General features: G+C 56.4%; 26 protein-coding genes. 12 read left to right on the plus strand and 14 right to left on the minus strand.

Annotated elements, in window-relative coordinates:
• Positions 1-55: 55 nt before the first annotated feature.
• A complete protein-coding gene (locus ACFIO0_RS15015) occupies positions 56-883 on the plus strand; it encodes an EamA family transporter (RefSeq protein WP_390911211.1) in 828 nt (275 codons plus the stop codon).
• On the opposite strand, the gene ACFIO0_RS15020 is transcribed toward ACFIO0_RS15015, so the two are convergent.
• On the minus strand, positions 880-1,482 hold the full coding sequence (locus ACFIO0_RS15020; protein ID WP_390911212.1) for a nicotinate-nucleotide adenylyltransferase: 603 nt from the start codon (positions 1,480-1,482) through the stop codon (positions 880-882). The two genes, ACFIO0_RS15015 and ACFIO0_RS15020, sit on opposite strands and share 4 nt — an antisense overlap.
• A 129-nt stretch (positions 1,483-1,611) precedes the next feature.
• Here ACFIO0_RS15020 and ettA point away from each other — a divergent pair, with 129 nt between their 5' ends.
• From ettA to ACFIO0_RS15045, 5 genes are all read left to right on the plus strand, one after another.
• Positions 1,612-3,267, plus strand: a complete 1,656-nt coding sequence (gene ettA, locus ACFIO0_RS15025; protein WP_390911213.1) for an energy-dependent translational throttle protein EttA — start codon at positions 1,612-1,614, stop codon at positions 3,265-3,267.
• A gap of 50 nt (positions 3,268-3,317) precedes the next feature.
• Complete coding sequence (locus ACFIO0_RS15030; RefSeq protein ID WP_390911214.1) at positions 3,318-4,166, plus strand: DUF3800 domain-containing protein; 849 nt, start codon at positions 3,318-3,320, stop codon at positions 4,164-4,166.
• Positions 4,167-4,374: 208 nt separating this feature from the next.
• Positions 4,375-4,833 (plus strand): hypothetical protein, encoded by a 459-nt coding sequence (locus tag ACFIO0_RS15035; RefSeq protein ID WP_390911215.1) that lies wholly within the window; start codon positions 4,375-4,377, stop codon positions 4,831-4,833.
• A 326-nt stretch (positions 4,834-5,159) separates the two neighbouring features.
• Positions 5,160-5,366: a cold-shock protein gene (locus ACFIO0_RS15040; RefSeq protein ID WP_007117950.1), complete on the plus strand. Its 207-nt coding sequence runs from the start codon at positions 5,160-5,162 to the stop codon at positions 5,364-5,366.
• A gap of 151 nt (positions 5,367-5,517) precedes the next feature.
• A complete protein-coding gene (locus tag ACFIO0_RS15045; protein ID WP_390911216.1) occupies positions 5,518-6,069 on the plus strand; it encodes a L,D-transpeptidase family protein in 552 nt (183 codons plus the stop codon).
• Between the two features lie 6 nt (positions 6,070-6,075).
• Here the strand turns inward: ACFIO0_RS15045 and ACFIO0_RS15050 are convergent, their stop codons facing one another.
• From ACFIO0_RS15050 to ACFIO0_RS15085, 8 genes are all read right to left on the minus strand, one after another.
• Positions 6,076-6,318, minus strand: coding sequence for a hypothetical protein (locus tag ACFIO0_RS15050; RefSeq protein WP_390911217.1), 243 nt, complete (start codon positions 6,316-6,318; stop codon positions 6,076-6,078).
• Positions 6,319-6,473: 155 nt separating this feature from the next.
• The gene (locus ACFIO0_RS15055; RefSeq protein WP_390911218.1) at positions 6,474-7,463 is read right to left on the minus strand and encodes an ABC transporter substrate-binding protein; all 990 of its coding nucleotides are present in this window, start codon (positions 7,461-7,463) and stop codon (positions 6,474-6,476) included.
• Between the two features lie 37 nt (positions 7,464-7,500).
• A complete protein-coding gene (locus tag ACFIO0_RS15060) occupies positions 7,501-8,349 on the minus strand; it encodes an ABC transporter permease subunit (RefSeq protein WP_390911219.1) in 849 nt (282 codons plus the stop codon).
• A complete protein-coding gene (locus tag ACFIO0_RS15065) occupies positions 8,349-9,212 on the minus strand; it encodes an ABC transporter permease subunit (protein WP_390911220.1) in 864 nt (287 codons plus the stop codon). Before ACFIO0_RS15065 ends, ACFIO0_RS15060 begins: the two co-directional genes overlap by 1 nt.
• Positions 9,213-9,218: 6 nt before the next feature.
• A complete protein-coding gene (locus ACFIO0_RS15070) occupies positions 9,219-10,034 on the minus strand; it encodes an ATP-binding cassette domain-containing protein (protein WP_390911221.1) in 816 nt (271 codons plus the stop codon).
• Positions 10,035-11,495 carry a dihydropyrimidinase gene (hydA, locus tag ACFIO0_RS15075; RefSeq protein ID WP_390911222.1) on the minus strand — a complete coding sequence of 487 codons (1,461 nt, stop codon included), beginning with the start codon at positions 11,493-11,495 and terminating at the stop codon, positions 10,035-10,037.
• A gap of 81 nt (positions 11,496-11,576) precedes the next feature.
• Positions 11,577-11,900: a hypothetical protein gene (locus ACFIO0_RS15080; RefSeq protein ID WP_390911223.1), complete on the minus strand. Its 324-nt coding sequence runs from the start codon at positions 11,898-11,900 to the stop codon at positions 11,577-11,579.
• 9 nt (positions 11,901-11,909) lie between these two features.
• Entirely contained in the window at positions 11,910-13,160 is a 1,251-nt protein-coding gene (locus ACFIO0_RS15085; RefSeq protein WP_390911224.1) for an allantoate amidohydrolase, read from the minus strand.
• Positions 13,161-13,312: 152 nt separating this feature from the next.
• Between ACFIO0_RS15085 and ACFIO0_RS15090 the strand changes: the two genes are divergently transcribed.
• The 3 genes from ACFIO0_RS15090 (at position 13,313) to ACFIO0_RS15100 (ending at position 15,012) form a co-directional block, all read left to right on the plus strand.
• Entirely contained in the window at positions 13,313-13,927 is a 615-nt protein-coding gene (locus ACFIO0_RS15090; RefSeq protein WP_390911225.1) for a TetR family transcriptional regulator C-terminal domain-containing protein, read from the plus strand.
• 129 nt (positions 13,928-14,056) lie between these two features.
• Entirely contained in the window at positions 14,057-14,443 is a 387-nt protein-coding gene (locus tag ACFIO0_RS15095; protein WP_390911226.1) for a hypothetical protein, read from the plus strand.
• Between the two features lie 173 nt (positions 14,444-14,616).
• Positions 14,617-15,012 (plus strand): hypothetical protein, encoded by a 396-nt coding sequence (locus ACFIO0_RS15100; protein ID WP_390911227.1) that lies wholly within the window; start codon positions 14,617-14,619, stop codon positions 15,010-15,012.
• Between the two features lie 54 nt (positions 15,013-15,066).
• Here ACFIO0_RS15100 and preA read toward each other — a convergent pair whose 3' ends face one another.
• The 3 genes from preA to ACFIO0_RS15115 all read right to left on the minus strand — a co-directional run bounded on the left by preA (position 15,067) and on the right by ACFIO0_RS15115 (position 18,462).
• On the minus strand, positions 15,067-16,371 hold the full coding sequence (gene preA / locus ACFIO0_RS15105; protein ID WP_390911228.1) for an NAD-dependent dihydropyrimidine dehydrogenase subunit PreA: 1,305 nt from the start codon (positions 16,369-16,371) through the stop codon (positions 15,067-15,069).
• Between the two features lies 1 nt (position 16,372).
• Positions 16,373-17,701, minus strand: a complete 1,329-nt coding sequence (locus ACFIO0_RS15110; protein WP_390911229.1) for an FAD-dependent oxidoreductase — start codon at positions 17,699-17,701, stop codon at positions 16,373-16,375.
• A 122-nt stretch (positions 17,702-17,823) separates the two neighbouring features.
• Positions 17,824-18,462, minus strand: coding sequence for a GDSL-type esterase/lipase family protein (locus tag ACFIO0_RS15115; protein ID WP_390911230.1), 639 nt, complete (start codon positions 18,460-18,462; stop codon positions 17,824-17,826).
• Positions 18,463-18,513: 51 nt separating this feature from the next.
• Between ACFIO0_RS15115 and ACFIO0_RS15120 the strand changes: the two genes are divergently transcribed.
• From ACFIO0_RS15120 to ACFIO0_RS15130, 3 genes are read left to right on the plus strand one after another with little or no spacing between them, the layout of a single operon-like run.
• Positions 18,514-19,206, plus strand: a complete 693-nt coding sequence (locus ACFIO0_RS15120) for an ATP-binding cassette domain-containing protein (protein ID WP_390911231.1) — start codon at positions 18,514-18,516, stop codon at positions 19,204-19,206.
• Positions 19,203-21,731 (plus strand): FtsX-like permease family protein, encoded by a 2,529-nt coding sequence (locus ACFIO0_RS15125; protein ID WP_390911232.1) that lies wholly within the window; start codon positions 19,203-19,205, stop codon positions 21,729-21,731. Before ACFIO0_RS15120 ends, ACFIO0_RS15125 begins: the two co-directional genes overlap by 4 nt.
• Positions 21,728-22,294: a gamma-glutamylcyclotransferase gene (locus ACFIO0_RS15130; protein ID WP_390911233.1), complete on the plus strand. Its 567-nt coding sequence runs from the start codon at positions 21,728-21,730 to the stop codon at positions 22,292-22,294. The genes ACFIO0_RS15125 and ACFIO0_RS15130 overlap by 4 nt, the downstream gene beginning before the upstream one ends.
• Here the strand turns inward: ACFIO0_RS15130 and ACFIO0_RS15135 are convergent.
• Both ACFIO0_RS15135 and gltX read right to left on the minus strand, forming a co-directional pair.
• Positions 22,265-23,656, minus strand: coding sequence for an MATE family efflux transporter (locus tag ACFIO0_RS15135; RefSeq protein WP_390911234.1), 1,392 nt, complete (start codon positions 23,654-23,656; stop codon positions 22,265-22,267). The genes ACFIO0_RS15130 and ACFIO0_RS15135 overlap by 30 nt on opposite strands.
• 45 nt (positions 23,657-23,701) lie before the next feature.
• Entirely contained in the window at positions 23,702-25,024 is a 1,323-nt protein-coding gene (gene gltX / locus ACFIO0_RS15140; protein WP_390911235.1) for a glutamate--tRNA ligase, read from the minus strand.
• Between the last annotated feature and the right edge of the window lie 57 nt (positions 25,025-25,081).

Consider the following 25,081-nt stretch of genomic DNA (forward strand, 5'->3'; position numbering starts at 1 on the left):
ACAAGGCAAGAAACGTTCACTTTTGATCCATCAGTAGCTGTGTTACGTCCGGCAGATGCAACGCGCCATTTTGATCATGTTCATCGCAATGTCCTTTATTCCTGCCGGGGATACGGCAGGGAAATTGCTAAGCTCTAACTTGAGTGTCGAACCACTCTTCATCGCGTGGTCGCGGTTTGCGGTTGGCGCATTATTGATCCTTCCGTTCATCAAGCGCGACGCATGGGCGTTGCTGCGGGATTGGCGTATTTGGGGACGTGCGTTGATTTTATGCTGCGGGATCAGCTCGATCCAAGTTGCGCTGTCCATGGCCCCGATTGCAGACGTGTTCGCCGCCTTCTTTATCGGACCCCTGATCAGTTACGCGCTGGCTGCGATTTTCCTGAAAGAACCGATCACGTGGCAGCGCACCGCCTTGATCGGTATCGGTTTTTTAGGCGTCTTGATCGTTGTGCAACCCGGTGCAGACATGAACCCCGGCTTGATTTGGGCGGCTGTTGCGGGCACGTGTTACGGCATGTTCCTGACAGCATCGCGCTGGCTCGCGCATCTGGGCACGCCAATCGCATTCACGTTTACCCAGCTGTTTATCGCAGCGCTGGTGTTGGCGCCTGTGGGCCTCGTCAATGTGCCGGTCATGACGTTTAATGTGTCGATCCTCACTTTGGGCTCCGCGCTTTTCTCGATGCTGGGCAACCTGTTGCTGCTCTATGCCTACAGCACTGCGCCCGCAACGAAATTGGCACCGTTTGTGTATTTTCAATTGCTCGCAGCAGTGTTGCTGGGGTGGTTGGTGTTTGACACTTGGCCAGCGCTGATCACTTGGGTTGGCCTGTTGATTGTCATGGGTGCCGGTGTTTTGTCTGCTCGCCTCAAGGCCTAGGCCTGCCAGCCCCCTGCCGCACGAATCGCAGTAGAAGACTGCGCAACCATCGGGACATTCACAAAACACCACGCGGGCCGTTCGGACAGCGTCAGCAAATGTGACATCCGCCCGGGTATCCGGTTGCGCACATACAGACGCGCAGCAGGGCTCATCCTTGCGGAAATGCGATCGCCGGGGCGCGCCAAAACGCCCACATGCACATTGTCCATGATCCAGCGCCAATCCTGCCAGCGATGAAATTGCGCCAGATTGTCCGCGCCCATCAACCAAACAAACCGAACACCGCGATAACGGGCCTGCAACGCCCGCAACGTGCTCGCGGTATAGCGCGTACCCAGCTGGCGTTCGATGTCTGTGATCCGAACACGCGGGTGATCCATGACCTCGCGCGCGCGTTCAATCCGTTGATCCAGAGGGGCTGGTCCGCGCGATTTCAACGGATTTCCCGGGCTGACCATCCACCAGACATGATCCAAACCAAACCGCTTGATCGCTTCGCGGGTGATGTGAGCGTGGCCCGCGTGGGCAGGATCAAAGGATCCGCCAAGCAAACCAATGGTTTGACCCGCAACGGCATATGGCATGGACGCTCTCATGCTGCTTGGTGCCGCGTTCAGGCCCGTATTGTCAATCAAACGTCGCATGAACATAGATCGCATTGCCCCCTGCGCACCGCTCAGTTATCACGTCCCAAACGTTTTCCCATCTTTGCAGGAGTCGCCCTCATGGCCGCCTATCAATACGTCTACCACATGTCCGGTGTTTCCAAGACCTACCCAGGTGGCAAGAAATGCTTCGAGAACATCCACCTCAACTTCCTTCCCGGCGTGAAAATCGGTGTTGTTGGCGTGAACGGCTCGGGTAAATCCACGCTGATGAAAATCATGGCCGGCATGGACAAGGATTTCACCGGCGAAGCGTGGGTCGCTGAGGGGGCCAAAGTTGGCTACCTGCCGCAGGAGCCGAAACTGGACCCGGAACTGAGCGTGCGTGAAAATGTGATGCTTGGTGTGGCCAAGCAAAAAGCCGTACTGGACCGCTACAACGAATTGGCGATGAACTACTCGGATGAAACCGCCGACGAAATGGGCAAGCTGCAAGACCAGATCGACGCAGAAAACCTCTGGGATCTGGATTCGCAAATCGACGTGTCGATGGAAGCGCTGCGCTGCCCTCCGGACGATGCCAACATCACCGACCTGTCCGGTGGTGAAGCCCGCCGCGTTGCGCTGTGCAAACTGCTGCTCGAAGCGCCAGATATGCTGTTGCTCGATGAACCGACCAACCACCTCGACGCCGAAACCATTTCATGGCTGCAACAGCACCTGATGGACTACAAAGGCACGATCCTGATCGTCACCCACGACCGCTATTTCCTCGATTCCATCACCAGCTGGATTCTAGAGATCGACCGCGGCAAAGGCGTGCCATGGGAAGGCAACTATTCCTCTTGGTTGGAACAAAAGGCCAAGCGCCTGATGCAAGAAGCCCGCGAAGACAAATCGCGCCAGAAAACGCTGGAACGCGAATTGCAGTGGATGCGTCAGGGGGCCAAGGCCCGTCAGGCGAAATCCAAGGCGCGGATCAATTCGTACAACGACATGCTGGACACGTCAGAGCGCGAAAAGCTGGCAACCGCCCAGATCGTCATTCCCAACGGCCAACGCCTCGGGAACAAGGTGATCGAAGTCACCGGTTTGAAAAAAGCCATGGGCGACAAGCTGTTGATCGAGAACCTCGACCTGTCCATCCCACCCGGCGGCATCGTCGGTGTGATCGGGCCAAACGGCGCGGGCAAATCGACGTTGTTCAAGATGCTGACGGGCCACGAAACCCCGGATGAGGGCACGGTAGAAGTCGGCGATACAGTGCAACTGTCCTACGTGGATCAGTCCCGCGACGACCTGAACGCGGACGACAATGTCTGGATGGCGATCTCTGGCGGGGCCGAATTGATCTCGCTTGGCGATGCCGAAGTGAACTCGCGCGCCTACTGCTCGTCGTTCAATTTCAAAGGCGGCGACCAGCAGAAAAAAGTCGGGCTTTTGTCAGGTGGTGAACGCAACCGCGTGCACATGGCGCGTTTGTTAAAAGAAGGCGGCAACGTGCTGCTGCTCGATGAACCGACGAACGATCTGGACGTCGAAACCCTGCGCGCTTTGGAAGACGCCTTGATGGATTTCGCCGGCTGCGCAGTTGTCATCTCGCACGACCGCTTCTTCCTCGACCGGATTTGCACCCACATCCTGGCATTCGAAGGCGAAGCCCACGTCGAATGGTTCGAAGGCAACTTTGAGGCCTATGAAGAAGACAAAAAGCGTCGTTTGGGTGCGGATGCACTTGAACCCAAACGACTGAAACACAAAAAATTCGTCCGGTAGGACGGGTTATTTGTGTTTAGCGGATGGGTTCAAGCGGTGCGAGGCAGGGTATGCGCAAGCATGCCCGTTCGCACTCGGTAGTTATTATTGAGTGGTACATGTTCACAGTAGTAATTGATGAATCAGGGGACACTGGCTTAAGCAACGTTCAGCCGGACCCTAGCAATGGACCATCACAATACTTTTGTAGCTGTGCTACTTTTTTCCGCGACGAAAACACGGCTCTGATCGAAAAGACTCTTAAGCGGCTAATCAATCACAAAGGCCTCATTCGTGCGAACCGGATGTCACATTTCGAGAAAATCAACGCTTGCAACAAAATCTCTCAGCTTCCGATCGGAATGGTTGGGGTGATATCAAACAAGTTAAGCTTGTTAAAATACCTATCTGAAGCGAAAAAAACACCAACCCACTTCTACAATAAGGTGATGCAATACCAGCTTGAAAGAGTTGGTGCCGCGATGGGCGCATTTGGAATTGCAGCTTCCGAAGTACGGATTCACATTGAGGCGCGCGCGCAGCAATATGGTTCGCTACTATCATTCGTTCGAGCTATTCAAGAAAATCCTTTAGACACTAGAGCTGCGTATATTCGAAACATCGACCGTTTTTCGATTTCTGCGGTCGACAAAAAAGACAGCGCGGTAATGGCATTGTCTGACATCGGAGCAAACGCAATTTTTTCAGCCGTAAAACGCGATGCTAAAAGCTTCGGCTTTTCCGAAACACGGTATCTGAAAGAACTGGCTCCCGCCTTTGTTGCAGACTCACGTGGACGCATTGTGCCATTAGGCTTGAAACCCATTCACTCAATCTCTGATCTTGGGTTGCCGTCAGTTGTTTCAACCGAAATCTCAAGTTTTCAAAACCCACATTCAGACTATCAACGCCTAACATAGGCCCAAGACCACGGGTCGAAGGCCGTCTTGCATTTGATCCAGTGGATCAAATCAGGCCGTAGAAGGCGATAGCCTCGGGGGTGATGAAATCGCCCCCGCCCATGGGGGCGGTCGGTGGCGGCGAAAACGCGGGGCGTTTCCGCAAATAGGAAAAACGCCAAAACTTTCCCCCTCAAAACCACCCGCACCCGCTACCATATTCTTACCCATGAAACGTAGAACCTTTATCGCCTCCGTCTCCGCTTTGTTTGCGGCACCTGCTGTGCCTTTGGCTGCGGCCTCTTCAGCGGTGCCTGCCGCCCTCACCCAACATTTCGCCAAGGCCAAGTTGCTCGCCCGTTGCCATGACCGTGCATCGCCTGAGATGTTCATGCGCCTGATGAAGCTCGACGGGGACACCGCCCGTGGCGTGTTCAACCTGCTGCAAGACAAAGGTGTGATCGGCAATGGCATCGACGGGATCACCCGCGCGATCAATCCGCTGAACACCCACTGCGTCCCGAACGAGGCCGTACGGGCAAGGGACTTGGCGAAAATGACATCTGACATCGCAAAGCGCGTGCGTGACATGGCCAAACGGCGGCTGGAAGCTATTGAAAAAGAACTAGCAGACGATGCGCCAGAGCCGGAAACCAGCGATCCCGAGCCCCCGCAGACCGACGCCTAGGACGGTTTGCCGCAGACCCACACGCAACGCGCGCTGCGTTAACCGGTCGCTAAGGTAGTTTAATATTTTGATAAATTATCTAAAGAATTCAACACGTCAGGCGATACCGCTCAAATAAATTTACCTCAGCGAAACCCTGCTCAAAACCGCCCCTTCAGGACGTACCCCTTGCAAGAATCGCTTACAGGTGCCATATGACTTCATGCAAACGTTATTCTTTTTCGACCCACTGTCTCGTTTATTCGGCTTCAGTCTATCGATCACAGACCGACCACGCCGGGCCATCGCACTCTCGCGGATGGCATATAAACTTGGAGACTACGGATATGGCTACTGGCACCGTAAAATGGTTCAACACAACTAAAGGCTTCGGCTTTATCGCACCTGATGGCGGCTCTAAAGATGTGTTTGTACACATTTCTGCTGTTGAGCGCGCAGGCCTGACAGGCTTGGCTGACAACCAAAAAGTAACATTCGACATCGAAGCTGGCCGTGACGGTCGCGAATCTGCGACAAACATCGCACTTGCATAAGCTTTGTATCTGACCTGATCACAGGTCTGTTACACGACAAATTGACCGGCTCTTCTGTTAGGAGGGCCGGTTTTTTTGTTGCTTAGGGTTGCCTAATCAACGGAAAATAGCTGTAATTTCAACAGTCATTTTTCCAGTTAAGGAGCACCCCATGCGCCGCCGTACCTTTATCGCAAGCGCGCTTGCAACAGCCGCTTTGCCACACGTTCTGTCTGCCCAAACGACGGTGTTTGATCCGACACCACAAGAGGTGCGCATCAAAAAGAGCTTTGCCCCCGGTCAAATGCTGATCCTGCCCCGCAGCTACTACCTGTATTTCGTCACCGAGGAACGCAAAGCGATCCGCTACGGCGTTGGCGTTGGGCGCGCAGGGCTGGAATTCACCGGCACGGCATCAATTGACGTGAAAAAAGAATGGCCAACGTGGCGCCCCACGAACGAAATGATCGAAAGGGACCCAAAGGCCTACGCCCGCTTTATCGGCAACACCGACGCGCAACCGGGTGGCCCGTCCAACCCGTTGGGTGCCCGCGCGCTGTATTTGTTCCAAAACGGCAAGGACACGTATTTCCGCATTCACGGCACGACGCAGCCGGACTCCATAGGTAAATCAGTGTCCAACGGCTGCATTCGCATGCTGAACGAGCATGTCAAAGACCTGTATGAACGGGTGCCTTTGGGTACGGTCGTCACAGTTCTCTAAACGGCCTTAGGCCGCGTCGGCTTTTTCTTCGATAACGTCTGTGGGGGCTGGCAAGGCCAACGCCTCGTCCGGCATCTGATCGGGCAATGCCAATTCGATTGCGCCGGTTTCAGGATCAATCGTGATCATGGGTTTGACGGACAAACCCGACACCACCTCATTGACCTCGGCCAAGGCCCGCGTGATTGTTTCCCGCTGGGTTTCATTTGGCTTGGTTGCTGCGAATTTTTCAAATAGCTGCTTAAACATCGTCATCCCCTCAGTTTTGAACGTCGACCCATTATGCCACACCGCGTAGGTAGTCTCAGGGGAAAGAGACCGCACACGTCCCCATGGATGGGTGCAAACAAAAAGGGCCAGCGCACTGCGCCAGCCCTTTGGTATTGTGTTCAGAACGGTTGAAGTTACTTCAACGCTTTGTCGCTGATCACATGCGTCCACGCGCCCTCAGGGGCTGCGGTGATCACGGGATCAGATCCACCAGACAACAACGCGGCAACTGTGCGCTCGTAGTCGGCGGGGTCCAACGCGCCGTTGCTGCCTGCTGTCAGCTTGGCAACTTCGCCCATCATGCGACGCTGGTGCTTTTCGGTTTGGGCACCGGATGCATCGTTTTCAAGAACGATATCAGCGGCCTCATCCGGGTTTGCCTCGGCGTATTTCCAACCCTTCATGGACGCCCGCACAAAGCGGACCATTTTGTCCTCGAATGCCGCATCAGCCAGCTTGTCCTCAAGAACGTACAAGCCATCCTCTAGCGTCGCGACACCTTGTTCTTCGTATTTAAAGACGTTCAAATCGTCAGCTGTCAGACCCGCATCGATGATCTGCCAATATTCGTTGTACGTCATCGTCGACACACAAGCTGCTTGGCCTTGCAGGATCGGATCAACGTTAAAGCCCTGCTTTAGAACTGTGACGCCGTCTGCACCGCCTTCGGTCGGGATGCCCAGTTTGCTCATCCAGCTGAGGAACGGGAATTCGTTGCCAAAGAACCAAACGCCCAGTGTTTTGCCCGGGAAATCTGCCGTTGTCTCAACGCCTGCGTCCTTGCGGCAGGTCAGCATCATGCCCGACGATTTGAACGGCTGCGCGATGTTCACCATCGGCAATCCTTTTTCGCGCGCGGCCAAAGCGGATGGCATCCAGTCGACAGTCACGTCAGCGCCACCACCGGCCAAAACCTGGGTCGGGGCAATGTCCGGGCCGCCGGGTTTGATCGTGACGTTCAGGTCTTCTTCGTCATAAAACCCTTTGTCTAGCGCAACATAATAGCCGGCAAACTGCGCTTGCGTGACCCATTTCAGTTGCAGTGTCACGTCGTCAGCCGCTTGCGCGAACGTGCCCATGACACTCAGCGCCGTAGCAGCGGCGACTTGTCCAAAAATCTTCATTTTTCTTCTCTCCTAGTTGGGTTCAGTTTTTTATTATTCAATTGGCCCGCCCGCGTTGGGACGGATGCCAAAACGTGACGGCCTTTTCGATCAATGCAATAACACCATAAAACGTCGAGCCTGCGATGGCTGCAACCACGATTTCTGCCCACACCAGATCCAGCGCAAGTTGGCCCACTGAGGTCGAGATGCGAAACCCCATACCCCTGATCGGCGAGCCAAAGAATTCCGCAACAATCGCGCCAATCAGCGCAAGCGTAGAGGCAATCTTGAGCCCGTTAAAGATGAACGGCATGGCCGCAGGCAGGCGAAGCTTGATCAGCGTCGTCCACTTGCTGGCACCGTAGGTATGCATCAAATCACGTTGCATCGCATCGCTGGCTTGCAGGCCTTGCACCGTGTTCACCAGCACGGGAAAGAACACCATGACCACGACAACTGCTGCCTTGGATTGCCAATCGAATCCGAACCACATCACAAGGATCGGGGCCATGCCAACAATCGGCAACGCCGCAACAAAGTTACCGACAGGCAGAAGGCCGCGTTTCAGAAAATCAAACCGGTCCATTGCGATGGCTAGCAAAAATGCCGACCCGCAACCGATGATGTAACCGCTCAGCGCGCCCTTGATGACGGTCTGCACAAAGTCGACCCAAAGGATCGAAGTCGAGTGTGCAAATCTGATCGCAATGGCGGACGGGGTCGGCAGCAAAATCGGGCTGATTTCAAATCCGCGCACGATGCCTTCCCAGATGCCGATCAAGGTAAGCCCGAAAATGACCGGCACGATCAGCGACAATAACCGCGATTTGGGCAGTTGTGACAAGCGGACGTTCAACATCCAGCCTGCGATCCAGATCACCACAGCGAAAATCAACCACCCCATCAGGACATCCCCATCCGGCGCAGCATCACACGTTGCACAACTCCGATGATCGCAACCAGGCTCGCAGCCAGTGCTGCTGCCATGATTAACGCGGACCAGATTTGAATGGTTTGCCCGTAATAGCTGCCGGCCAACAAACGCGCACCAAGGCCCGCAACCGCGCCTGTCGGCAATTCGCCAACAATGGCACCCACAAGGGATGCGGCCATCGCGATCTTAAGCGAGGTAAAGAAATACGGCATCGACGACGGCAGACGCAGCCGCCAAAACGTCTGTGCGCTTGATGCATTCCATGTGCGCATCTGATCCAGTTGCATCAAATCAGGCGAGCGCAGCCCTTTGACCATGCCAACCACCACCGGAAAGAACGACAAGTACATCGAGATCATCGCCTTGGGCAGCAATCCTGAAATGCCAACTGCATTCAGAACCACAATGATCATCGGCGCGACTGCCAAAATCGGGATCGTTTGGCTGGTGATCACCCACGGCATCACGCTCATGTCCATCGTGCGGTTGTACACGATTCCAACGGCCAGAAGGGTCCCAAACACGGTGCCCATTGCGAAGCCTAACAAGGTCGCGCTAAGCGTGATCCACGAATGATAGATCAGCGAACGTTTCGACGTGATTTTCTTTTCGACCGTCGTTTTCCAGATCTCACGGCCCACTTGGTGCGGTGCAGGCAGTTTGGGTTTGTCTTGCGACCACGTGTCCGAAATCAGCTGCGACGTGCTCAGCGTCACGTCCGCGCGCTTGGCCTTGTCATAGGCCCAGGCAGAGTTCAGAAAAATCGCGGCCACGTACCAGATCGCGAAAATCGCGACCACAACGGTCAGGACGGGAACAAAAGCTTGCCTCATGCGCGTTCACTCATCTGTATGGCCCGCGCGCAGCCCGTCACGCACCCGGTGCGCGATTTCCAGAAATTCCGGACTGTCGCGAATATCCAGCGGGCGCTCCTTGGGCAGTGTGCTTTCGATCACGTCCGTGATCCGGCCGGGGCGCGGTGACATGACGACAATCTTGGTGCTCAGATACACCGCTTCGGGAATCGAGTGGGTGACAAAGGCGATGGTTTTTTCCGTCCGTGCCCACAGTTTCAACAGCTGTTCGTTCAGGTGATCACGCACGATTTCATCCAGCGCGCCAAACGGTTCATCCATCAGCAGAATGTCAGCGTCAAAGGCCAAGGCCCGCGCAATAGAGGCCCGCTGCTGCATCCCACCAGACAGTTGCCACGGAAATTTACGTTCAAATCCAGCCAGCTCAACAAGGTCAAGCACACGCTCGACCCGCTCTTGCTGTTCGGCTTTGGAATAGCCCATGATTTCGAGCGGCAGGCTGATATTGCGACCAATACTGCGCCACGGATAGAGACCTGCGGCCTGAAAAACATAGCCGTACGCACGCGCTTGGCGCGCTGCAGCCGGACTGACGCCGTTCACCGAAATCGATCCGTCGGTGGGCTGCTCTAGGTCCGCCATAACCCGCAGGAACGTGGTTTTTCCACAGCCGGACGGGCCGATAAAGCTGACGAAATCACCCGCTTCGATGTCGAGCGACACGCCTTTCAGCGCATGCACAGGTCCGTCGTTGGTTTGAAATGTCAGTTCCAGATTACTGGCTGAAATCACAGGTGCCTGAGAGGCGGACTGCGCCGCCTCTGTGGTGCCGTTTTGCATTTAGATCCCCGCTGGAATGTTCAAAGGATCGCGCTGGATCATTTTGGGTTTGGTCAGCTCTTTCCATTTTGACAAAGCTAGGTTTGCCGATGGGAACGCAGGGCGCGGCACGAATTTACCGCGACCGGGTTGCGGTTGCGAATTCTGGCCCCACGCCCAGATGACCTCGCCGCGTGACAGCGTGTAGCGCGACTGTGCAGTGACTTCAAAGCCCTCGAAGACATTGTAATCTAACACAGAATGGTGGTTGGCAGGGGAAATAGTTTTGGTAATTTTCGGATCCCAAACCACGATGTCTGCATCGGCCCCTTCGACAATCGCGCCCTTTTTGGGATAGATGTTCAGGATTTTTGCCGCGTTGGTCGAGGTCGCAGCCACAAATTCGTTTGGCGTCAGACGGCCGGTTTCGACCCCTTCGGTCCACAACACGGCCAGACGTTCTTCTAGCCCGTTTGACCCATTTGGAATGATCCGGAAATCGTTGCGGCCCGCGCGTTTTTGTTCGGTGTTGAACGCGGCGTGATCGGTCGCAACCACTTGCAATGACCCGGCCTGCAAACCAGCCCACAAGCTATCTTGGTGATCCTTGGACCGGAACGGCGGCGACATGACACGACGCGCAGCGTGGTCCCAATCTTTGTTGAAATATTCGCTTTCGTCCAGCGTCAAAAATTGGATCAAAGGTTCGCCGTAAACCCGCATGCCCTTTTGACGGGCACGCCGGATTGCCTCGTGGGTTTGCTCGCATGACACGTGCACGATGTAGAGCGGCACGCCGGCGGTATCGGCGATGGTGATGGCACGGTTGGCGGCCTCGCCTTCCAATTCAGGCGGGCGGGAATAGGCATGACCTTCGGGACCGGTGATACCTTCGTTGAAATACTTCTCTTGCAGTTCGGCCACCAAATCGCCGTTCTCGGCGTGGACCATCGGCAACGCGCCCAGCTCGGCACAGCGCTTGAACGAGGCGAACATCTCGTCGTCCTCGATCATCAATGCGCCTTTGTAGGCCATGAAGTGTTTGAACGAATTCACACCCATTTCAACCGCGTCTTTCATGCCATTGAACACGTCTTCGTTCCAGCCGGTGATAGCCATGTGATAGCCAACGTCAGAACAGATTTGCGGGGCGGATTTGCGGTGCCATTCGTTGATCGCGTTCTTTAGATCACCGTCCGCGCCGGGCAGACAGAAATCGACGACCATCGTGGTGCCACCAACGGCCGCAGCCCACGTGCCGCTTTCAAAAGTTTCCGCCGCCGTCGTACCCATGAATGGCATTTCCAGATGCGTGTGCGGATCGATACCGCCCGGAATGACATACGCGCCCTCGGCGTCGATGTATTCATCGCCGATCAAATCCTGACCGATCTGTTTGATCACTTCGCCTTCAATCAACACGTCCGCTTTGTACGTGCGATCTGCCGTGCAAACCAAACCACCTTTGATCACTTTGCTCATCTTGTCTCTCCTAGTCGGGCCCTGTCATTCGGACCTCAAATATCTTGAGGATTGGGATAAATCCCCTATGCACCCTCGTGATTAAACAGACCCGTAGCAGCCCATGGCCGCCCCGTGCACGCCTACATCCAAGGGACCAAAATCGCTTTCCACACAGAGTGAAAAGTATCCGGCAATCGGCATAAACACCACGCGGTATGCACCGTCCGTGCGCGTCACGGTCCAACATGTTTGCGTAATACCGCCGCTAAAGTTCACTGTCGTTTCAAACGGATGCACCAAGGCATGTTTGAACGCATCCATATGGCGCAAATCGCGATCCGTCTCGATGCGCGTATCATCGATTTCAACCTGGATCAGCGCAGTAATCCGCTGTTCGATGCTAAGGTCAGGGTCAAGCAACATTGGTGTGCCTCACCCGACAATTTCAGCTGTTTGAACCACAGCATGCATCAAAACATCCGTGCCCGCCATCGCCCATTCACGCGAGATTTCCTCGGCCTCGTTGTGGCTAAGCCCATCTATACAGGGGCACATCACCATCGCAGTCGGGGCCACACGATTGATCCAGCACGCATCGTGACCCGCGCCCGAAATCAGGTTCATGTGCGCGTATCCCAACCGTTCGGCAGCGGCACGCACGGCACCAACGCAATCGTCATCAAAGGTCACGGGATCAAAACCGCCGACCTTTTCAAATTCGATGCCCAGCCCCATGTCGTCGGCTATTTTTTGGGCGTCACCACGCAAGCGCGCCTCCATGTCCTCGATCACCGACAAGTCAGGCGAGCGGAAATCAACGGTAAACACGACCTTGCCCGGAATGACATTTCGCGAATTTGGAAACACGTCGATATGTCCTGCCGCACCTACCGCGTGAGGGGCATGTGACCACGCGATCTCGTCTACTTTTTCCAAAATCCGCGCCATGCCCAAGCCTGCGTTTTTCCGCATTGGCATGGGTGTTGATCCGGTATGAGAATCCTTGCCGGTCAAGGTCACCTGCGTCCAGCTTAGGCCCTGCCCGTGGGTGACGACGCCAATGTTTTTGGCTTCAGCCTCCAAAATCGGGCCTTGCTCGATGTGCAATTCAAAGAAGGCGTGCATTTTCCGTGCGCCCACTTCCTCGTCTCCACGCCAGCCAATCCGGCTCAGCTCATCCCCGAATGTTTTGCCTTCTGCGTCAACGCGGCCATACGCCCAGTCTTGGGTGTGGATGCCCGCGAAAACGCCGGATGATAGCATCGCTGGGGCGTAGCGCGTGCCCTCTTCGTTGGTGAAATTCGTGACCACGATGGGGTGTTTGGTTTGTACGTCTAAATCGTTGAGCGTGCGGATGATTTCCAACCCCGCCAAGACCCCCAAAACGCCATCGTATTTGCCGCCCGTGGGCTGTGTGTCCAGATGCGATCCGACATAGACCGGCAGTGCATCGGGGTCTGATCCCTCGCGACGCGCAAACATGTTGCCCATCTGGTCCAAGCCCATCGAACATCCCGCAGCCTCGCACCAGCTTTGGAACAAGGCGCGTCCTTCGCCGTCTTCGTCCGTAAGGGTCTGGCGGTTGTTCCCGCCCGCAACGCCCGGCCCGATCTTGGCCATATCCATCAAGCTGTCCCACAGCCGATCTGCGTTGATCCGTAGGTTTTCACCCGGAGCTGCCATAATATCCCCCTGACGTCGTTTGTGGCTTAGGTTTTTTTACCACTTGGTAAATACACGATTGCGACTGCGCCCTAGTCTGTCAAGAACTGGTTTGCTAAATGGGCGCTCAGGCCGCAACATGAGCCTGTTTTTGCAGCAAAGGCCCACGGCAAATGACCACTGGCACCGAAAAGAAACCCAGTCGCATTCAATTGCGCAACCGTCACCGCATTTTGGATGCCGCCCTGAACGTGTTTTCGCAACATGGTTACCGCGGTGCGACCCTTGATTTGATCGCCAAAGAGGCAGGGATCAGCAAGCCAAACATCCTGTATTATTTCAGTGGCAAAGAAGAAATCCACGTCACGCTTTTGAACCAGCTGATGGAAACCTGGCTTGATCCGTTGATCGAGATGGATGCCAGCGGCGATCCGATGACCGAACTGCTGGCCTATGTGCAACGCAAGCTGGATATGGCGCGCGACCTGCCGCGGGAAAGCCGCCTGTTTGCCAATGAAATTTTGCAAGGTGCCCCGCGGATGGGCCCGCATTTGGCGTCCGATCTGAAACCGCTTTTTGATGAAAAATGTGCCTTGATCGAAACCTGGATACACGAAGGAAAGCTGGCAAAAGTCGACCCGCGCCACCTGATCTTTTCGATCTGGTCCACAACGCAACATTACGCTGATTTTGAGGCGCAAATCGATGTGCTGATGCCTAAGCGCGCCAAAGAAGACGGTGCCACTGACTACCTGAATGCGATGTTTACGAAGCTGCTTTCTCCTTGACGAAATCGGGCCAGAAATTAACCTTTGCACGGGTTTTTGAAACTGCATTTAGACTTTGTTTACGTTTGTGAACGATTGGTAATTCTCGGGTGAAGGGGCGTTTTAACTGATCGGTATCAGGAGGATCGCATGTCGACTATTTCAGGCTTGGGCGCACCAGTTTTTGTGCCGTCAGGCAATACGACAGGATCCGACACCGGATCATCTGACCAGAATTCTGGCGGAACAGCTTCGTCTGATACGCCCGCGGTTTCGGCCCAAACATCACCGACAGAAACGGCGATTGCTCCGTCCACGCAAAACATCGTTCTGGCCCAGATAGAGCCCTCGTCAAGCGCGCAAAGCGAGGCCGCAGCACGCCAGATCGCCGAAGCCGCCCAGCAAGCCTACAAGCAGCAATCGATCTTGGACACACTGACAAGTGCCTCAACAAAAGTGGCCAATTTGACCACGCTCCAGCCGCAAGAACCGCTTCAACCTGACAGTTCAGCCGAGGCAAATGGATCGCCGGTCTGATCATGATCCTGTGCGTTTGTTACCATTCCATTTCCACATCGGAACGGCGACAAACGTTAGCAAAACCTTAAATATTTAGGCAAGTCGCAAAGGCGCGTTTAGATTTGATTAACAATTGCGCGCCACCGTGGAAACAGCGCAGATCGCGCCCAACCCATCATCAGGAGGATCAAATGCAAGTCGTTTCAAGTATGATCAGCCCAGCGCAGGCGGTGCCAAAAACACCTCAGGTTTCGCAACAAGACGTGGCGTTAACCCATGCACCACCCGTGGCCGATCAAACATCAAAGGTCATTTTTCAAAACTTCGACACACCAACCAGGGCAACCCCGCAAAGCGTTGTTCAAGCGCAAATTCAAGACATAAAAACCCAGCCCTCGATTGAACAAAACGTCGCGGGCGAGCACGCATTAGAGCAACAGGCACAAGCCGCCGCGCGCAGAAAATCAATAATGGAGATGTTGCCCACCAGCCCGACTGAAGTAACAAAATTGATGTCTGCGCTGGCCGCAGCAACGTCAGCCGAAGCCATCGCAGACATCAAGTTGGATGCCCTGCCAACAGACTAAAAACTGGCAAGGCTCCCATCCAAAATATGCACCTCGGATGGGCGGGAGATTTCGTTACTCGGCCGCCGTGGCAGACGGGTTGTTTGGGTGCGTTGTCCAGTTGGCGTAATCTGGATCAACTGTGCGCTCTGTGCGTGGATCGGTTTGGCCAGCAGCCACCTGTTCCATTGTGATGCAATCCTCAACCGGGCAGACATTGACACATAAATTGCACGCCACACATTCCGCATCGATCACTTCGAACACGCGGTCCGCAGACATCGAAATCGCTTGGTGCGAGGTGTCTTCGCAGGCCGCAAAACAGCGCCCGCATTTGATGCAATCGTCTTGGTTGATTTTGGCCTTGGCGATGTAATTCAGGTTCAGGTATTGCCAATCGGTCGTGTTTGGCACCGCTTGACCCATGAAATCATTGACGCTGGTGTGGCCCTTTTCGTCCATCCAATCGGACAGGCCGCTGATCATTTCCTGCACCACCTTGAACCCGTAGGTCATGGCCGCTGTGCAGACCTGAACGTTGCCGCAGCCCAGCGTCATAAATTCAGCCGCATCGCGCCATGTGGTGATCCCGCCAATGCCCGAAATCGGCAGGCCAGCAGTTTCAGGAAAACGCGCGATTTCCGACACCATCGACATCGCGATGGGTTTGACCGCAGGGCCGCAATAGCCGCCGTGCGTGCCTTTGCCGTCGATGCTGGGTTCGGGCGACATCGTGTCCAGATTCACCGAAGTGATCGAGTTGATCGTGTTGATCAACGACACCGCATCCGCCCCACCACGACGGGCCGCCGCCGCAGGTTTACGAACGTCGGTGATGTTTGGCGTCAGCTTTACGATCACCGGTTTTGAATAATACTGCTTGCACCAGCGCGTCACCATTTCGATGTACTCGGGCACTTGCCCCACCGCCGCGCCCATGCCGCGTTCCGACATGCCGTGCGGGCATCCAAAGTTCAGCTCGATCCCGTCAGCGCCAGTCGCCTCGACCCTTGGCAGGATAGCTTTCCACGCTTCTTCTTCGCAGGGCACCATGATCGACACGATGACCGCGTGATTGGGGTAGTCGGCTTTGACGCGCGTGATTTCTTCGAGGTTGGTTTCGAGCGAGCGATCGGTGATCAACTCGATGTTGTTCAAGCCTAACAAACGACGATCCGCGCCGTAAATTGCACCGTAGCGCGGGCCGTTGACGTTAACGACAGGCGGGCCTTCTTCGCCCAGCGTTTTCCAGACGACGCCGCCCCAACCTGCCTCGAAGGCGCGGCGCACATTGTATTCTTTGTCCGTCGGCGGCGCTGATGCCAGCCAAAAGGGATTGGGGCTTTTGATGCCGATGAAGTCGGTTGTTAGGTCAGCCATTTTACACGTCTCCCATCAGCGTCGCGTGAATATCCATCGCAGCGTCACGCCCCTCTGCCACGGCTGTGACAGTTAAATCATCGCCGCCAGATGCACAGTCGCCACCAGCCCAAACGCCGGTCAATGACGTTTGGCCAGTTTCTGTCACGGCGATCTTTTTACCATCCAAATCGGGGCCCGCATCGGCCTGTAGCGTTTGGCCAATTGCGACCAAAACCTGATCTGCGGCCAGTCGTACCGTTTGACCGGTGCCTTGCATGTCATCGCCGACGTATTCGAATTCGATCTCGCGCACGGCTCCGTTTCCATGCACCGTAATTGGCACCGCATGCGTCATGATCCGCACGCCCTTTGAGGTCGCCAAATCCTGTTCAAACACCGACGCGTTCATGCGATCCCGCCCGCGGCGATAGGCCAGCGTGACGTTCAACGCCCCCAACAGTTTCGCCTGAACCGCGGCATCAACCGCCGTCATGCCGCCGCCAATCACAACCACATCCCGTCCAATAGGAACGTCCATGGCATTTGGCGCTTGGCGAAGGTCAGAGATGAAATCTACCGCATCCAGCACACCAGTTTTATCAGCGTTTTCAAGGCCCAGCGCATTGACGCCCCCCAGCCCAATCCCCAGGAACACCGCATCAAAGTCAGCCTGCAACCCGGTTAACGGCAGATCAGCCCCGAGGCTTTGACCATGTTTGATCGTGATCCCGCCAATTTGGCAAAGCCAGTCAACTTCGGCCTGCGCGTAGCCACCTGTGGTCTTGTAGGTCGCAATTCCGTATTCGTTCAGGCCACCTGATTTCGGGTGCCCGTCATGCACCACAACATCATGCCCCAACATTGCCAATCGGTGCGCACAAGACAAACCAGCTGGGCCAGCGCCAACAACAGCAACAGTCTTGCCTGTCGATGCTGCACGCTCAAACGGATGCACGCCTTTTGCTTGCAAGTGGTCCGTCGCAAAGCGTTGCAATTGCCCGATCAAAACCGGTTTGCCTTCAGCGGCTTCGCGAACACAAGCCTGTTCGCACAGCGTTTCAGTCGGGCAAACCCGTGCGCACATCCCGCCCATAATATTCTGTGACAGGATCGTTTTTGCAGCCGCGTCTGGCGTCCCTGTCGCGATTTGACGGATGAACAACGGAATGTCGATGTCCGTCGGACACGCCGTAATGCAGGGCGCATCGTGGCAGAAATAGCAACGATCTGCGGCCACCAATGCCTCGTGATTGGCCAATGGCGGGTGCAAATCTGCGAATTGGGTTTCGTAGGCTGCGTCATCTAGACGACCTGCTACAACACCTGGGGTAAAGGAATCCTGGGTCATGTTGCTCCTGTGGCAAAGCCAAATTGCTTGCGTGTTAGGGCAACGCTCTCACGAACTTATTTTTTTATCAACTGGTAAAATTCGAAAAACGAAATTCCGCGGGGCGACTGCCTAGACATTAATCACTTTTGCACGGTCGCGATCAGCTGCAGCACTTTGGGGCCAATACCTTCGACAATCCGCTTAACGCCCTGCGGGTTCGGGTGGATGCCGTCGCCTTGCATGAATGCCCCAAGAGCCGCCGGATCAGTACCCGCACCACCAAGACCTTCAAAAAAGCTTTCAAGGTACAGGGCCCCGTAGGCCTTTGCCAATTCGGGGTAAATCGCGTCAAAACTGGCTTTGTATTCTGGTCCGTAATTCCCGGGCGCTTGCATTCCGATGACCAGCACCTGAACGCCCGCCGCTTGCGCCGCAGCCAAAATTCCGTCCATGTTCGCGCGACTGTTCGCCGGATCAAGACCACGCAGCAGATCATTGCCACCCAACGTCACGATCATTGCATCCACGTCAGGCGTCAGCGTCCACGCCGCACGCGACAGCCCACCCGCAGTTGTGTCACCAGACACACCCGCGTTGATCATCGCCACGTCGGCACCCTGTGCGGTCAGCCAGTTTTGCAATTGCGGCACAAACCCGTCTTCGACCTGCAACCCGTAGCCTTGGGTCAAGCTGTCCCCGAGGGCAGCAATCGTCACGGTCTGGGCCGCAGCCACAGTCCCCCAAAAACTAATTACAATCGCGATGATCGCCTTGCGCATCCTGATCCAACCTCCATATCCAACCGTAACCCCTAATAAAGGCGCTCTTGTATGTCCGATCCAGTCCTTGCCCTAAAAGATGTGGCATTGTCCCTCGATGGCAACGCTGGCAGGGTCGATATTTTGCATGATATTTCGCTGGAAATTGCGCGCGGTGAAACGGTTGGGCTGATCGGGCCGTCCGGTTCCGGCAAGTCGTCGTTGCTGATGCTGATGGGCGGTCTTGAACAATCGACGGCTGGCACGATTGACGCGCTTGGGCACGATCTAACATTGATGAACGAAGACGCGCTGGCCCGGTTTCGCCGCGATCACATGGGGGTGGTGTTTCAGTCGTTCCATCTGATCCCGACGATGACCGCGCTGGAAAATGTCGCCACTCCGCTGGAATTGGCCGGCGCGCGCGACGCCTTTGATCGGGCGAGGGCAGAACTGGATGCCGTGGGCCTCGGGCACCGCGCCGATCATTATCCGTCGCAAATGTCAGGGGGAGAGCAACAACGCGTCGCCCTTGCCCGTGCATCTGTCACCCGTCCAAAAATCTTGTTGGCGGATGAACCGACCGGCAATCTGGACGGTGCCAATGGTGCTGCGATCATGGATTTGCTGTTTGGATTGCGCGACAAACACGGGGCGACTTTGGTGCTGGTCACACACTCAAACGCGCTGGCCGCGCGTTGTGATCGCGTCATTCGATTGGCGGACGGACGCATCGCACTGCCACAGCAAGCCGCCGCAGAATGAGCATCGCCATCGCCGCCCGATTTGCCCGACGTGAATTGCGCGGCGGCCTGCGCGGTTTCCGCATTTTCCTCGCGTGTTTGGCGCTCGGCGTTGCTGCCATCGCCGCCGTAGGGTCGGTTCGTGTGGCGATCGAAACCGGATTGGCACGCGAAGGGGCTGCGATCTTGGGCGGCGATGCCGAACTTGAACTGACTTATCGATTTGCCAGCGACGACGAACGCCAATGGATGACGGACAACGCAATTGCCGTGTCAGAAATCGTCGATTTTCGGTCCATGGCTGTGGTCGGCGCGGGCGATCAAACCGAACGTGGCCTGACGCAGATCAAAGCTATCGATAACCTCTACCCGCTAATCGGCTCCGTCACCCTGTCACCAGAGATGTCATTGGCAGACGCATTGATGCTGCGCGACGGGCTGCCCGGTGCGGTGATGGAACGGGTGTTAATCGACCGTTTGGGGCTGGAAATCGACGACACGTTCCGACTTGGCACCCAAGATTTCCGCTTGTCAGCCGCCTTGATGCGCGAACCGGATGGGGCTGCAGGCGGGTTCAACTTGGGGCCACGTACCATCGTGCGCACAACATCCCTTGAAAACTCATCGCTGCTTGCTGCGGGGACGCTGTTCAGCACAAAGTATCGATTGGATCTGGCCGACAACGCCGATCTTGCAGTCTTGGAAACGGACGCACGAAAGCGATTTGAAAACAGCGGGTTGCGTTGGACGGACGCGCGCAATGGTGCACCGGGCATCGCTGAGTTTGTGAACCGTTTGGGCGCGTTTCTGGTGCTTGTCGGACTGTCCGGTTTGGCCGTTGGTGGCGTCGGTGTGTCGGCCGCCGTGCGCGCCTACCTAGCCGAGAAAACCAACGTGATCGCGACCCTGCGCACCCTCGGGGCCGAGCGGCGGACCATCTTTCAAACCTATTTCATCCAGATCGGGGTTCTGTCCGTTGTCGGCATCCTGATCGGGCTGGTTTTGGGTGGGCTCGCACCGGTTGTGCTGGCACCGCTGATCGAAGCTCGCCTGCCAATCCCTGCAAGTTTCGCGATCTATCCCGCCCCCTTGGCAGAGGCTGCGATTTACGGCATTTTGACCGCTTTTGTCTTTACCTTGTGGCCCCTTGCCCGCGCCGAAGACGTGCGCGCCGCCACCTTGTTTCGCGACGCTCTTGGCGCATCAAAGCTGCTGCCACCCTTTCGCTACTTGATCGTTATCGCCTTGGCTTTGGCTGTTTTGATCGGGTTGGCCGCGTGGTTTTCGGGCACGTGGCGGCTGACGATTTGGACTGCGGGTGGCATCGCTTTTGCCCTCGTCATTCTTGCGTTGGCATCGGTGGTCATTCGCTGGACATCGCGCCGTGGCGGGCGATTGTCAAAGGGGCGTCCGGCGTTGCGATGGGCGCTCGCCTCGATCTCGGGTCCACGCGAAGGGGCGGCGTCGGTCGTGCTTTCGCTAGGATTGGGCCTGTCGGTTTTGGCGGCCGTCGGGCAGATCGACGGCAACCTCAGAAAAGCAATCTCAGGCAATTTGCCTGACGTCGCACCGTCGTATTTTTTCGTCGACATCCAGCGCGACCAAATGGCGGGCTACACCGAGCGTTTGGAAAACGACACGGCCGTGCGCCGCATCGACAGCGCCCCGATGTTGCGCGGCGTCATCACACAAATCAACGGCAAACCGGCCAAGGAAACCGGCGGCGATCACTGGGTGCTGCAAGGCGACCGTGGCGTCACCTATTCCGAGGCGCCGGGCGAAAATACTCGCATCACAGACGGCGCGTGGTGGGACGCAGATTACGTCGGCCCGCCTCTGATCAGTTTTGCCGCAGAAGAAGCCGCAGAAATGAACCTGAACCTTGGCGACACGATGACAATCAACATCCTGGGGCGCGATATCACCGGCACAATATCGTCCTTTCGCGAGGTGGATTTTTCGACTGCCGGCATTGGTTTCATCCTCAGCATGAACCCATCAGCGCTGGCCGGTGCCCCCCACAGTTTCATTTCGACCGTCTACGCAGAACCCCAAGCCGAGGCCGCAATTTTGCGCGATCTGGCGCAGAAATACCCCAACATCACCGCGATCCGCGTGCGCGACGCGATTGACCGAGTGGCCGATGTGCTGTCCGGTTTGGCGGCCGCAACATCCTACGGGGCGGCGGCAACATTGCTAACGGGTTTCCTCGTTTTGATCGGCGCAGCGGCGGCTGGCACCAATGCGCGCACCTACGAGGCCGCTGTCCTCAAGACCCTTGGTGCCACGCGCCTACGCATTTTGTACAGTTTTGCAATGCGGGCTGCGTTGCTCGGATTGGCCGCTGGGCTCGTTGCTTTGGCGGCGGGAATTATGGGGGGATGGGCGGTCAGCAGGTTTGTCATGGACATCACTTATTCCGTCATCTGGCCCTCGGCACTTGCCATTATTGCAGGGGGTGTTATCGCAACTTTACTTGCGGGTCTCGCCTTTGCGTGGGCCCCGCTCGCTGCGCGCCCTGCCCAAGTGTTGAGAGCAAAAGAATGAATGATCCCTACTTTTTCGGCTATGGCAGTCTGGTCAATCAAGACACCCATATTTACCCGAATGCGCGTCACGCAACCTTGCAAGATTGGCGGCGGGCATGGGTGCGTACCGATGCACGTGACGTCGTATTTTTAACGGCGGTACCTGCGATTGGGCACCGTATCGATGGGCTGATTGCAGCAGTGCCGGACGCGGATTGGGCAGCGCTTGATCTGCGCGAAGGCGGCTATCAACGCATTTCATCAGATGGGAACGTCGCGCATGTTGGCGATCCTATAGCCGAGATTGCACATTACGCCGTTGATCCCACTGACATGCGCAAAAGTGGCGCGCACGTTATTTTGCTCAGCTATCTGGACGTGGTTGTGCAAGGGTATTTGCGCGAATTTGGCACCGATGGTGTACAGGCGTTTTTTGACACGACGGACGGATGGGACACGCCCATTCTGGACGACCGCGCAACGCCGAAATACCCGCGCGCGCAGGTTTTAACCGCATCTGAAACGCAACTGGTTGATCAACATTTATCGCGGTTATCGGCGCGCGTGCAGCAAGGTCATTAGGCGGCCCTGACGCGCGAATGGTCCCTGATCTTCGTCATCGCCGCCCGAGTTGATGACATCAATCGCCAACCACCACGCGATGCACCCAAAGATCACGCCAGCCGCCGCCTGCCCGATCAGCACCCCTGCCGCGCCAAAGAAATACGCGCCGATCAGCACCGCAGGCACCATCGCAATCGTGTTGCGCCCCCAGTTCATCCACGTGGAATAGAACGGATGGCCGAGGTTGTTGAATGCCGCATTGCTGACGAACAGAACCCCGTTGAAAAAGAACGCCAGCGCAAGCGGGCCGCAGAACAGGAATATCAGCTCTAGCGTCAATCCTTCGGCGCTAAACAGGGCCGCGATTTGCCCACGCAAAACGAACAACGTCAGCGTCACCACAACGATAACCATCGCCGTGAACAACAATGCGGCGTTAAATCCAGCGCGAACGCGGGTGAAATCTTTGGCTCCGAAATTCTGCCCGATGATTGGTCCAACCGCGCCCGAAGACGCAAAGATGATGCCGAATGCCACAGGCGTCAGCCGCCCGACAATCGCCATTCCTGCAATCGCGTCTTCGCCATATTGCGCCATGGACCGCGTCACAAAGGCTTGGCCGATTGGCGTTGCCAACTGCGTCAGAATTGCAGGCAAAGCGATGGCCAAAATAGGCGGGAAATCGCGCCGCATACTGCCCAGATCAGGACGTTCGATGCCCCCGTGATGGCGGATGATCGGCAGCAACGACGTGCTTGCAATAACCAGCCGCGCGGCAACTGAAGCAAGGGCCGCACCCGTCAATTCCAGATCCAGTGCAAAGATCAGGATCGGGTCAAGAACCGCATTCACGAGTGCGCCGTAGATCGTGGCCATCATGGCGCGGCGCGCATCGCCGTACGCGCGCAAAACCGCCCCGCCCATCATACCGATCACAAGAAACGGCAAGGACGGTACAACGATGCGCAGATAGCTTTCGGCCAGATCAGCGGTGTGTCCGGTGGCCCCCAACAACTCGACCGCGGGGCGCACATTCAGCCAGACAAGGCCCGCAAAGATCGCGCTGAAAAAGACCCCGAACGTCAGGCCAGTTGCGGTGCGGGCGCGGGCCAGTGCGTCGTCCCCTGCCCCAAGGCTGCGCGCGACCAACGCCCCCACAGCAATCGCCATACCGATCCCAAAGCAGGTGGTGAAAAACAGCACGGCACCGGCGTAACCAACTGCGGCAGCCAGTTCTGATTTCCCCAGCATCGAGATGAAAATCATATCGACAAAGTCGACCAGAAACACCGCCATCAACCCGACAGACGACGTCAGTGACATCACGCTGACATGGCGAAACAAATTGCCGGTTACGAATTTGGCTTGTGCGTCGCGCATGGCGTGTCCTTTTTCTGAACGCAGCGACGCCGCGTTCAGGTGAGGTTAGCGCGCTTTGATCACTTGCAACAGCGGCATCACGCCGGACATATCGGGACCATGGCTTTGGCCCGTCAACGCCTTGCGCAGTGGCATGAACAGGCCACGCCCCTTGCGCCCGGTCGCGTCTTTGACGGCACCGGTCCATGATTTCCAAGTGGTGGTGTCTAGCGGGCCTTCGGGCAGCAGCGCCATGGCTTGTGCGACAAACTCTTTGTCCTCGTCGTCGATGTCAGGTTCTGCGCCGTCACGGAACAACGTCCACCAACCGTCCAGATCCTTGAGCGTGGTGATGTTGTCGCGCGTCACTGTCCAGAAAGCTTCGGCCAGATCGTCGGGCACACCAAGGGCTGTGATCTGGTCTGCAACTTTCGCCAGAGGCAAGGCTTGTAGGTAGTGACCCGTCATCGGGAACACGTCTGCCACGTCGAATTTGGTGGGGGCCGCGCCGAAATGGGACAGCTCGAAACCGTCGATCAGCTCAGCCATTTCCATGCGCAATTCAATCGGATCGGACGATCCCAAACGCGCCATCATGCTGAGCAGCGCCATCGGCTGAATGCCCTGTTCGCGCAGATCGCGCAGGGCCAAAGTGCCGAGGCGTTTTGACAATGCTTCGCCCTGTGGGCCGGTTAGCAACGAATGGTGCGCAAAGGCGGGCGGCGTCGCGCCCAGCGCCTTCATGATCTGGATTTGGGTCGCCGTGTTGGTCACGTGATCGGACCCGCGCACAACGTTCGTCACACCCATTTCGGTGTCATCCACAACGGACGCGATTGTGTACAAAACCTGCCCGTCACCACGGATCAAAACCGGGTCACTGACGGACGCCGCATCAATCGAGATGTCGCCCAAAATGCCGTCGTTCCATTCGATCCGCTCGTGATCCAACTTGAACCGCCACACGCCATTGCCCCGCTCTGCGCGCATCGCTTCACGCTCGGCTTCTGACAATGCCAAAGCGGCGCGATCATAGACCGGTGGTTTGCTCATGTTCAGCTGTTTTTTGCGTTTCAGATCCAGTTCGGTCGGCGTTTCGAACGCCTCGTAGAACCGGCCGATGTCGCGCAGTTTGTCCGCAGCGGCGGCGTATTGATCCAGCCGTTCTGATTGGCGTTCAACCCGGTTCCAGTGCAGGCCCAGCCACTCAAGGTCTTGCTTGATCCCGTCGACGTATTCTTCTTTGGAACGCTCGGGATCGGTGTCGTCGATCCGCAAGATGAACTCCCCCCCCGCCTTGCGCGCTATCAGAAAGTTCATCAGCGCCGTGCGCAGGTTGCCAATGTGAATGAAACCTGTGGGCGATGGGGCAAAACGAGTGGTGGTCATGAGCGGTTCTCCTGTAGCGGGCTAGGTGTCATGATAGATATCATAAGTCCAGTGATC

Origin of the sequence: Pseudosulfitobacter sp. SM2401 (assembly GCF_042932805.1) — a bacterium.
GTDB lineage: Bacteria > Pseudomonadota > Alphaproteobacteria > Rhodobacterales > Rhodobacteraceae > Ascidiaceihabitans.